The organism is Variovorax sp. J2L1-78, assembly GCF_030317205.1.
Classification (GTDB): Bacteria; Pseudomonadota; Gammaproteobacteria; order Burkholderiales; family Burkholderiaceae_C; genus Variovorax; species Variovorax arabinosiphilus.
This window is the reverse complement of sequence record NZ_JASZYB010000001.1, coordinates 2,881,876-2,893,418: the sequence shown is the minus strand read 5'-3', so window position 1 is coordinate 2,893,418 and position 11,543 is coordinate 2,881,876. Positions and strand designations below refer to the sequence as shown.

General features: G+C 65.7%; 6 protein-coding genes. All 6 read left to right on the top strand.

What is annotated here, in order from left to right; translation table 11 throughout:
• The coding region (locus QTH86_RS13775; protein WP_286649278.1) for a type VI secretion system Vgr family protein at positions 1 to 909 on the top strand (909 nt) is incomplete at its 5' end.
• A gap of 4 nt (positions 910 to 913) precedes the next feature.
• Positions 914 to 1,909, top strand: a complete 996-nt coding sequence (locus QTH86_RS13770) for a DUF4123 domain-containing protein (RefSeq protein WP_286649277.1) — start codon at positions 914 to 916, stop codon at positions 1,907 to 1,909.
• Positions 1,906 to 4,830, top strand: a complete 2,925-nt coding sequence (locus QTH86_RS13765) for a metallophosphoesterase (RefSeq protein WP_286649276.1) — start codon at positions 1,906 to 1,908, stop codon at positions 4,828 to 4,830. The genes QTH86_RS13770 and QTH86_RS13765 overlap by 4 nt, the downstream gene beginning before the upstream one ends.
• Before the next feature lie 71 nt (positions 4,831 to 4,901).
• Positions 4,902 to 6,071: a hypothetical protein gene (locus tag QTH86_RS13760; protein ID WP_286649275.1), complete on the top strand. Its 1,170-nt coding sequence runs from the start codon at positions 4,902 to 4,904 to the stop codon at positions 6,069 to 6,071.
• Positions 6,072 to 6,198: 127 nt separating this feature from the next.
• Entirely contained in the window at positions 6,199 to 7,458 is a 1,260-nt protein-coding gene (tssL, locus tag QTH86_RS13755; protein ID WP_286649274.1) for a type VI secretion system protein TssL, long form, read from the top strand.
• Between the two features lie 20 nt (positions 7,459 to 7,478).
• Complete coding sequence (gene tssM, locus QTH86_RS13750; RefSeq protein WP_286649273.1) at positions 7,479 to 11,540, top strand: type VI secretion system membrane subunit TssM; 4,062 nt, start codon at positions 7,479 to 7,481, stop codon at positions 11,538 to 11,540.
• Positions 11,541 to 11,543: the final 3 nt, after the last annotated feature.

Sequence of the window (11,543 nt, the reverse complement as noted above, 5' to 3'; positions counted from 1 at the left end):
ATCCAGGCGCAGCTCAAGAGCGACCACCAGTCGAGCTCGCTGAGCCTGGGGTTCATCACGCGGGTGGAGGACAACGCGGGGAGGAAGGACCCGAGGGGGGAGGGGTTCGAGCTGCGCACCGATGGGCACGGGGCCATACGGGCCAAGGACGGGATGCTGATCACCACCGAGGCGAGAAGCAACGCCGCCAACCATGTGACGGACATGGGCGAGACGGTCGGTCGCCTGACGTCGGCGCGCGATCAGATCGAAGGCCTGGCGGACGCTGCTGGCCTCGCCAAAGCGCAGGACCGTGCGGACGACCAGAACGCCGTCGCGAAAGCCATCAAGAGCCAGAACGACGCGATACGAGGCCAAGGAGGGCAGCCGGCCGAAGGCCGTTTCCCTGAAATCGCCGAGCCGCATCTGGTGCTGGCCAGCCCCGAGGGCGTCGAGGCGACCGCCAGCACCGACCTGCACCTCCATGCCGGTCAGCACATTCAACTGACAAGCGGCGGCCATGCATCGTTCAGTGCCGGAAAGCGCATCCTGGCGAGCGTGGCCGACGGCATCCGGGCCTTTGCCCTCAAGAGCGGCATCAAGGCCTTCGCATCCGACGGCGATGTACAGATCGAAGCACACGCCGACGCGATCGACGCGACCGCGTTGAAAGACATCGACATCGTGAGCACAGAAGACACCGTCTACCTCATCGCCAAGAAGAAGGTGGTAGTGAACGGCGGCACCAGCTTCAGCGCGTGGAGCGCAGGGGGCATCCAGCACGGCACGCTGGGCAGCTGGGTCGAACATGCGGGGCAGCATGCGACGCCAGGGCCGGACACGAAACCCGTGCCTGCACCCCTTAGCGTGTGCTGGGAGTGCATGTTGCGCGCGATGCGGCAGCGTTCCGGCATGGTGCCGAGGGAGTAGCCCCATGGACACCACCACCCAAACCATGTTGCGCATTCTGGCAACCGACATTCAGGCGCTGCATCGCGGGATGCGGAAGGGCACCACGTTGTATGCGGTGGTCGAAGCCGGTAGTTGCAGCGCGCCAGACGCGCTGGCGTCATGGACGATGCGACACCGTCTGCCATCGAACAGCCTCTTCGCGGGCACGGCAGAGTCCCGCTATGCAGCGGAAGGACCGTGGTTGATCGCGCTCCCCGAAACATGTTCGCGCGCGCTGTTGGAAGAGCTGGCGGCCTTCGCGGCGCTTCATCGCGCACTGCTGCTCATCGGCAGCCCGTTGCCACTGCTTCGGCTCACGGTCCACCTCCAAAGCTGGCTCAACGCCGTCATGCAGGACACACAGGGCGGTTCGACCGAGCTACTCGTGCGCTACTTCGACGCGTGCATCGGCATGGCCATGGTCGATCTCTGGCCCGAGGCCGAGCGCCAGGCTTTTGTTGGCGCATTCGACTGGTGGGGCGGTTGGGACGAGCGGTTTGCCCCGCATGTTCGCCCGGGCCGGCGCGACCCGGTCGCTGCGATCCGTACCACGCCCCTGCACATCACGGAAGCCATGCTGGAACAGATCGACACCCTGAACCGTGCCGAGCGCCTGCTGGCGTTGGTTGCCGAGCAGGATGTCGACGCTGGCGAGCTCGACGGCATCCCGCCGTGGTTGCGTGGCGTCATCGCGCATCAGGCCGTGGCGCAGGCGAATGCCCTGGGTCTCGGCGGATGGCAGGACGCGCGCCTCGCCGTTGCGTTGGCCCTGCGCGTGAACCCGGAGATTCTGGCGCGCCCCGTCCTGCGCACCCCGATCAGCCACGCCAAGGAAGCCGGAAGCTTTGCCAACGCCATTGCGGGCCTCCCGCCCGATGCGCTCGCTAAGGAGCATGCAGAACACGCTGCTGCCGCGTTGCAGCGGGTCGTCGATCGCGTCGTGGCCGAAATGACAGCCCGCACAGGAGCAGCCGCATGAGTTTCGACAGCAGCCTCGTCAATTCGGAGCTTGGCAAGGACGACAAGTGCGTGACTTGCAACAAGGATGTGACGCCCCGTCTGCCGGCGGTGATCCTCTATCCCAATCTCGGCTGTCCGCTGGTGCTCGCTCCAGGGCAAACGCGGGCCAGTATCGTGATCGGCGTGAGCGCCGCGGATGCCACGCGCTTCGCGGTGAACACCGAAACAGGTATCGCGCAAGCGGCGCATCCGTACATCGACCGGCACTTGCGTCTGTACGGCATCGACCGGAAAGAAACCGATGTTGACACCTCGCAGGGCAATCTGTTCGGCGACGGGCGGTCTTATGAGACTGCCCGCACTGCCGTCACCACGCGCTGGATCGACTTCTTCGATGCCCATCGGGCCACCATCTGCAGCAACGGCATGGCCTTCAGCATCTCCGCCGCCGCAGTGCAGTTCTACAGGGAATTCCAGGGCGGAAAGCTCTTCGAGATCGACATCGACCTGAGCGTCGCGCCCTTCAGCAAGATCGGCAGCGGGGCATTCCACAGCTTTGCCTGGATGGTCGAGCTGACAGAGGCAGAGAAGAAAGCCTGGCCTGGAAATATCAAGCCGAAAGCCGCGCACTACCAGGACTTGCTGATCAACCGCTTCTTGACCGACCTGCCCGGAGGGCGCGGCAAGCCGCTCGGCACGCTCCACGAGTTCGACGTGAACGCTGTGAGAGGGGCCCGCATGGATGCGCCGAGTGCCGCGAGCCCCGCCCTGCAGGCGTGGCACCCGGTCATTCGGGCCACCGCGCAGACGCTGCAGCTGGGGCATTTGAGCGACGTGCACGTCAGCGTACGCCACGACGCGCTGGCGCGATCCCCGGCCGCCCTGATCGAAGACGCCGATGGCCCCGACGCGGGCAAGCTCGCGCAGAAGTACGCCGGCGACACGCTGTGCAATGCCTTCTCGCACCTGAAGACCCTTTTCGAGACCATCGGCGCCTCGAAGAAACCCGACACCGCCCTGCTGCTCACCGGCGACCTGATCGACTTCAACCGCAACATCGACCCGCGCAGGACAGGCGAGACCATCGGGGCGCAGTGGAAAGCTTTCAACATCCTGAGCAACATCCACGATTCGACGCTCTACCCGCGCTGGCAGGACGACATGCTCGTCTTCAGCCTGGTGCGCCATGCCTACACCCATCTCAAGCTGCCGGTGTTCATCACCACGGGCAACCACGAAGCCTACGAAATGCCCTACGGCATCAGCCCGCGCATGGGCAAGTGGGGCATGGCCCTGGGTGCCATGGAAGTCGCCGGGCGCAGCGACAGTGCACTGAATGCGCATCGCCAGAAGTTCGAGGAAGCCAGTGCTTATGCCAGCCTCAAGGCCAACGCCGGCATCGCAGCCGACCACAACCTCACGCTCTACGAGGCCACATTGGCCTATGGGCCGACCTATGGTCAGCTCTACACCGGCCTGAACTTCAACCCGGTCAACTTCGACTGGTTCGGGGCCCTGTTCAACCCGCTGGGCGATTTCGTGCTGGGCCTGGGCGGCAAGGCCGGCGCCAAAGACGCTAAGCAACTGGTGGCTGGCCTGGCATGGGGCGGCGAAGAGAACTTCCAGAACATGGACGAACTTCGGCGCCCCGTCGGCGTGGACCGCCAGGGCACCATGATCCTGCCGCGCGCCGCCGGCAGCTTCAGCCAGGCGCAGAAAGCACTGCTGCAGCATGCACAGAAACTCAAGCAGAAGAACGGCGCCCCGCTGGTGGTGGCCAGCCACTTCACCCTCTTCAGCTATGACCAGGACAAGACCCTGAGCGACCCCCACGCAGGCATGACGCCCGCCGACGACCCCGTCGGCAACATCGGCTCCGACATGGGCCTGGGCCCCTACAACATGGGCACCTGCGAGCGCAACCTGAAGTGGTACTTCGACGACATGGTGCTCGCGACGGACAAGCCCCGCGTCGACTGGCACCTGTCGGGCCACAGCCACCGCGCCGGTGTCTACCAGGCCGCGCGGGCAGCCGGCAGTGCGCGCGTCAATGTGCGCAGCGCCAAGGACCCCGGGCTGCACAAGGCGCAGACCCACGATGGCAAGACCACGCACTTCGTCGTGAGCAGCTGCGGCGGCCCCATCGGCTACCAGAACCTCGACGACGAACTCAAGGGCTGGACCCTGCGCCCGCCGGCAGGGAGCGTGGTTGACACCGACAAGAAAAGCATCCGCCAGATCGCCAGTGCGCAAGGCACGGGCCGACCGCGCCTGTGCGTGGCGCTCGACTACCTGCACGTGCTGTGGCCGAACGACCCGCCGCTGTCCTTCCGCTGGCATCCTCGCGCAGGGTTGGTGAGCAAGACCCGTTCGGCGAACGTGACGATGGTGATGAGCGAGGTGCTTCGGAAGCTCGATTGCGTCGGGGCGGTGAAGGTTTGGGTGTTTGAGGGGGCGAAGGACGGCGAGAAGCAGTTGGTCACCACATGGCACTGCCTGACGCCGGCGCTGCTCATCGGCGCCAAAGGCGAATCAGCGCTGACTTTCAGTGCTGAACAACTCGAGGTGCTGGCCCGTTGCATGGTGCGCAGTCGGTCACCCGCAGATCAGGTCAACAGCATCGGCGCCGAACGTCAGCGAAGGGGCGAGGGCCGCAACGTCACGGAACGTGCTGCCCAAGCTTTCTGCGAGGTCGTCCTCAAGAAGCCCCCGATAGCGAAGGGTCAGCCCGACTGGAGCGAGGACATGAACGTCGACGACCACTGGCTCTTTCCGTTGGACATCGGTACCGCGGCGAACACGGTGGACTTCATGCATCGCAGAGGGGGAGAGCATGGAGAGGTGCCCGACTGGAAGTGGCTGTATGCCACATGGGGCGCCGCTGTCACGGCGACGGGAAACACCTATCCCGACGCCGGTGCGATCGTCAAGGGAAGGTGAATCTCGATATGCAGCGCCGCACAGTCTTCATCAGTGGAGCCGGTTTCTTAATGTCACTGCATGGATGCAACATGAATACAAAAAAGAACATCAAGACGTTTGGAAAGCTCTTTGACTACCTCCTGGACCCGCAACTGCGAGAAAAGGGAATGGGCGATGCGTTGTTGACGTGCGAGGGTGCAGAGATCGGAGGCACCATCTTTCGTGGGCTGATCTGGCGAAACATTAGGTTCGTTGACTGCGACTTCGTCGGTGCCTATGAAATCAAGCTTGCAGAAATGTCGAACTGCGTGTTCGAGCGTTGCCGGTTCTCCGGCATCTTTGCGTGGGGTGTGCAGAACGCTGTCCGCTTTGTTGGTTGCACCGTTGCGGGCGCATCTCATCTCTGGGGTGAGGAGGGAAGCCGGGGCGTTACCTATGAGAAATGCAACCTAACGGGAACCAGTTCCGATTCAAACCGCTGGGGCAGCGTCGGCACCTATGGTGAAGCGACGTTCCTCAAGTGCAATGGGCGTTGGATGGGTGTTCTAGGGCACTCAAGTCTTGTGATTCAAGACTGCACCTTTGACTCGATGGAGTGCAAGATCGATTCGAAAGAGTCGAAAGGCATCGTTCCACACGCGCTGATTCAGGGCAGCAGGCTCCGTGGCCGCTTCGACATGGTCTCAAGTTCTTTCCAGTCCCTGACCCTGCGCGACATCGTTTTGGATGAACTCGACCTCACCCGTGCAAGGGTCAAGGGCGACATAGTGATGGAGCGAGTACGAGGTGGCTACATCAATGCCTACGTGGGCGAAGCGAAAAGCCTGAGCATGCGCAACTGCCAGATATCCGGCGACGGTCATAAGGTGTTCGAAGCGTACGCAGGCGGCATCAAGACCATCGAGATCGATGGTGTGACCTTTGGCGGCGGTCTGTCGACCGAGCCTGTGACCATCGCCGGGGGCTTCTCGCTGAAAAGCGTAGAGAGGATATCCAACGTCAGCGAATCCATCGTCATCAGGAATTCGACGATCCCAAGGCTCGATGCGAGCTACCTGAACACGCGCAGCGTGGTGCTTCAGAACAATACCGTCGATAGCCTGGATCTCTCCAACGGCCGCGTCGGCAATCTGCTCATCGGCGGCAACAACTTTGCCCGTACCGTTGATTTCACTGGCACCCACGCTCAGGAAAGCAAGGTCCAGCCCCTCGCCAAGGGCCAGGTCAAGCTTGACGGCTCCAACGTCGAGGTCGGTTGAGCCATGTGGCTGACAGTTTTCTCCGTCCCGCACGCCCGCTGCGCATTCTCATGACCGACCTCTTCCTTTACCTCTAATTTCCATGCGCGAATCCCAATACCTACAGTCCGGCGCGGAGGGAGACGACGTGCCACCTCAGGACCATCTCGATGCGGTCCACGTTCTCGATCTGCCACCAGGCATCCGCCTGGTCGCGGAACCCTCGATCGCCGCGCGCCTTGCCGCCGTGAAGGCGGCGCAGAACCCGCTGCTGGAGGCGGCGCAGACCTTGCTGCGCGCGCTGGCCGACATGCCTGCACAGCTCGATGTCGACAGCGTCGCGGTGTTGCACCGCCTGCTCGAACGCGAGGTCACCACCTTCCAGGCGCTGTGCAACGACGCCAAGATCAAGCACGAGCACGTGGTGGCCGCGAGCTACGCGCTGTGCACCGCCCTCGACGAGGCGGCCAACAGCACGGCGTGGGGGGGTGGCCGAAACGGCGACGCGGGCGTGTGGGCGGTGCGGCAGTTGGCGGCGCAGTTCCATGGCGACACCAAGGGCGGCGACAAGTTCTTTTTGCTGGTGGGGCGCCTGGCCGCGAGCCCGCAGGAGCACACCGACCTGCTCGAACTGATGTACCAGATCCTCGGGCTCGGCTTCGAGGGGCGCTTCAGCACCGAGACCCATGGCCGGCGCCAACTCGAAACCATTCGCCATCGTCTGTTGACGCTGCTCGTGTCCGCGCGCGGCGATGTGCCGAACGAACTGTCGCCGCACTGGAAGGGCGCAGGGGCGGGCAAGTTCCGGCTGCTGCGCAGCATCCCCGTGTGGGTCACGGTCGCGCTGCTGGCGCTGGCCTTGCTCGGGCTGTTCGCCTGGTACAAATACCAGCTGCTGCACACCAGCGAGGACGTGCAGCAGCGCATCGCGGCCATCGGCCAGATGCGGCCGCCGCCGGCGCCGCCCGTCAAGCCGCTGCGCCTGAAGGAACTGCTCAGCGCCGAGATCGCCCGCGGGACGGTGAGCGTCGACGAGGACGACCGCCATAGCGCCGTCACCTTCAAGGGCGACGACATGTTCGTGCCGGGGCAGGCGCGGTTGAGTGCCCGGAGCGTGCCGGTGCTGACCAAGGTGGCCGACGAGATCAACCAGGTCACGGGCACGGTGCAGGTGGTCGGCCACTCCGACAACCAGCCGATCCGGACGCGCGAATTTCCCGACAACCACGTCCTCAGCGAGAAGCGCGCGGCCGTCGTGGCGCAGGTGCTGCAGGACAAGGGCGTGTCGCCCTCGCGGCTGAAGATCGAAGGCCGTGGCGACACGGTGCCGATCGCCGACAACGCGACCGCGGCCGGGCGGGCCCGCAACCGCCGCGTGGACATCGTCGTCACGCAAGGCACGCGCTGAGCGCGGCCCAGGGAGTCTTCATGCAATACCTCAAGAGTTTTCTGAGCTTCTTCTTTTCGCGGCAGATGCTCGCCTTCCTGGCCGTGCTGCTGCTGGCGCTGGCCGTGTGGTTCATCGGTCCGCTGCTCGCGGTCAATGGCCTGCGGCCGCTGGCCTCCGTCGGCGTGCGTATCGCCCTCGTCGTGCTGCTGCTGGCCTTCGCCATCGTCTTGCTGGCATCGTGGTCCTTCAGCGTGGTGGGCGTACCGGCCGTCTGCCTGTTGATCTGGCATGCCGGGCCCCTGCTGTCGCTGGGCGACGCCAGGCCGCTGGCGCCGGTGAGCGTGCGCGTGGCGGTGATCGCGGCGATCCTGGTGATCTATGCGATCTACGGGCTCTACCTGCTGTGGCAGGCGCTGCAGGCCGATGAAAAGCTGGTGACGAAGATTCTGAGCTTCGGCAAGCGCAACGAGAAGGCCGACGAGGCCCAGGCCGAGCTCAAGACCGTGGCGGCCACGGTGCAGCGCGCCATGTCGCAACTCAGGAGCCTGCGCGGCCGCGGGGGTGTCTGGCGGCGGATCTTCGAGGGCAAGCGCTACCTCTATGAATTGCCCTGGTACATGATCGTCGGCAGCGCGGGTGCGGGCAAGACGACGGCCTTGCTCAATTCGGGCCTGCAGTTCCCGGCGATGCGCCAGATGGGCAACGCCTCGAAGCGCATGGTGCTGCAGTCGCAGGGCGGCACGCTGCATTGCGACTGGTGGTTCTCCAACGAGGCGGTGCTGATCGACACCGCCGGCCGCTACACCACCCAGGAAATCGCCCCGCAGAAGGATCTCGCCGAGTGGCGCGGCTTCCTGGGCCTGCTGCGCAAGCAACGCACGCGCGCGCCGATCAATGGCGTGATCGTCGCGCTGAATGCGGCCGAGCTGCTGACACCGTTCGACATCGAGCGTTCCGCGCAGGCCGAGCAGATACGTGATCGCCTGGCCGAACTGCGGCAGGAACTGGGCATCCGCTTCCCGGTGTACGTGATCGTCACGAAGATGGACCTGTTGAAGGGCTTCAAGGAATACTTCCAGGCCCTCACCAGCGAAGGCCGCACCCAGGCCTGGGGCTTCACGCTGCCCTACGAGACCGCGAAGGGCGCCAAAGCCGCGGACATCGCGGGCAATCGCCAGGCACTGCGCGAGCAGGTCGGCGAGGAACTGACCCTGCTCAAGGACCGTCTCGCCGCCGGCCTGCGCTCCCGCCTGAGCGAGGAGTTCGACGTGGATCGCCGCCGTCGGCTCTTCGCGCTGCCGCAGGAGCTGGCGGGGCTCTCGGTGCCGCTGGCACAGATGATCGACGAGATCTTTCTCGACTCCCGTTTCGACAGCACGCAACTGCACCACACGCTGCGCGGCGTGTACTTCACCAGCGGTGCACAGGCCGACGCCGAGATGGCGGCTAATCCCGACACGCTGCTGGAGCGCCTCCGGGGCAGCCTTTCTTCGCTGCGCAACGAGCGGTCCGGTGGCCAGGAGGCTGGCGAGCGCGGGCGAGCCGACACCAAGATACCGACCGCACACCAGGGCTTCTTCCTGCAGGACGTGCTGACCAAGGTGATCGTGCCCGAGGCGCATCTGGTGCGACCCAACCTGGGCTGGGAGGTCCGGTTCCGCGTCCTGCGCTTGCTGGGCCATGCGCTGGCCGTCGTGATCTTCCTCTGGCTCGCCGGCGCGCTGGCGCTGAGCTTCGGCAACAACCGTCGGTACCTCGACACGGTGGGCGCGCGCGCGCAGGTCCTGACGGAGCAGGTGCGCGGGCTCTTCGCCAACTTCAAGCCGACGGGCGTCCCCGACGTGCTCAACGCTGCGCGCGAGTTGCCGGGCTATGCAGGGCTGGATGTCGACAACCCGCCGGCGAGTTATCTGTACGGCCTGTACACGGTGCCGCCGGTCCTCGACGCCGCCGCCGAGACCTACGCGCAATTGCAGGACCACATGCTGCTGCCGCCCATCCTCCAGCGCATGGAGGCCGTGCTGGCGACGAGCGTGAAGGACGGCGATGCCAAGACGGCCTACGAAACCCTGCGCGTGTACAAGCTGCTGCACGACAAGGCGCGCTACATGCAGGATGGCGGCGCGCGCGACGTCCGAAACTGGGTGCTGAAGGACTGGGAGCGCGCGGACAGTGCCGCGGTCTTCGGTGGGCGTGCCTCCATGGTGGGGCATGTGGAACGGCTCTTCTCCGGTGCGCGGCCGGTGCAGGCTGCCTCGCTGCCGAACGAGGCGCTGGTGCGTGAGGTCCAGAGCTTCCTGAACGGCAACACCTCGACGCAGCGGGTGTACGAGCGCGCCAAGACGGCGATGGCGACCGACGCGCCGCAGGAATTCACGTTGGTGCGTGCCGTCGGCCCGCAGGTCGGTACGGTGTTCTCGCGCCAGGGCGGCTTGCCGCTCGAGAAGGGCGTGCCCGGGCTGTTCACCTACGACGGCTACCACGACCTTTTCAACAAGCGCCTGCCCGAGTTCGTCGCGCATGCGCTGGAGGACGACGCCTGGGTCATGGGGCGCGGCGCTGTGACGCCGGCCTTCGCGCTCGATCCCAAAAAAACGCTGGATGACGTCGCCCGGCTGCAGGACAACCCCTTGCTCGACGACATCCGCCGCCAGTACCTCGGCGAATATGCGCAGCACTGGGAGCGCTTTCTGGAGTCGATCCGCACGGTCGGCGGCGGCGACACCACCGGCACCAGCCTGGGTTTCGACCTGAGCGTGCTGCGCCAGTTCGCGGCCCCCGATTCGCCGCTCGCACGGCTGGCCCGTGCGGCCGCACGCGAGACCACGCTCTCCCGTCCGCTCGCCAGCCGAGCGCCGGAGGACAAGAGCTTCTTCGACAAGGCCACGGACGAACTCAACAAGCAGACGCGCGACATCGGCAAGACCCTGGGCATCCGGCGCGAAGAGCGGCTCGAGAAGCAACTCGTCGACGACCGCTTCGCCGCGTTGCGCGAGGTGGTCACCGGCCAGCCCGACATGGCACTCACATCGGGCGCGGGCGCGCTCACCGCCAAGCCCGGGCTCGAAGCCATCTCCGGCCTGGTCAACGAGTTCTACACGCTGCTCGTGGTGGCCGACACCGCGCTCACTGCGGGCAGCCTGCCGCCCGGCGGCGCCGAGGTGGGCGCGCGTTTGAAGATGGAGGCCGGCAAGTTGCCGGCGCCCTTTCGGGAGGTGCTGACCGCCCTGGCCACCAGCGGCGGCGACAAGGTCGTGCAGGGCTCGCAGGACATCCTGCGCAAGCAGGCGCAGTTGCAGCTCGACCGGATCATGGGGCTGATGGCCATGCAGGTCAGCGAGCCGTGCAAGCGTGGCGTCGAAGGCCGCTACCCGCTGGCGGCGGTGACCCAGGATGCCTCGGTCGAGGACTTCACGCAGGTCTTCGCGGTGGGCGGTGCGGCGGACGAGTTCTTCACCAAGTACCTGCTGCCTTTCGTCGACACGAGCGTGCGGCCCTGGCGCTACAAGAACCCCGACACGGCCAGTGCGATGGTGGGTGCCGAGAACATCGCTGCGGGCACGCCGCCAGCGCCGGTGGCAACGGGCCCGACACTCCTGGGCGAACTGCTCAAGCTGCTGGCGCAGAGCGGGCCGAACCTCGAGGCCTTCTACCGCGCCCAGCAGATCCGCGATCTGTTTTTCCGGGACGCGGGCGGCCGCAAGCTCGCCTGGAAGATGGACATGAAGGTGCTGGACCTCGACCCCACCATCACCGACCTGGTGATGGACATCGACGGCCAGGGCCAGCGCTACATCCATGGGCCGGTGCAGTCCTTCACCGTCAACTGGCCGGGGCCGCGTGGCGGATCGATGGCAGAGTTGGTGGCCAACCCGAGGATCTCGGGCGCCACGTCGACGGTCTCGACGAGCGGCCCCTGGGCCCTGTTCCGGCTGCTCGACAAAGGCCGTATCGTCGTAGGCGCGACGCCGGGCCGCGCGAGCGTGGAATTCAGCTTCGACGGACGCAAGGCGCTGCTCGACCTCAGCGCCGGGTCGCAGCCCAATCCCTTGAACAGTGACTTGCTCAAGGGCTTCCGCTGCCCGGGGCGGGCCGCATGAGGC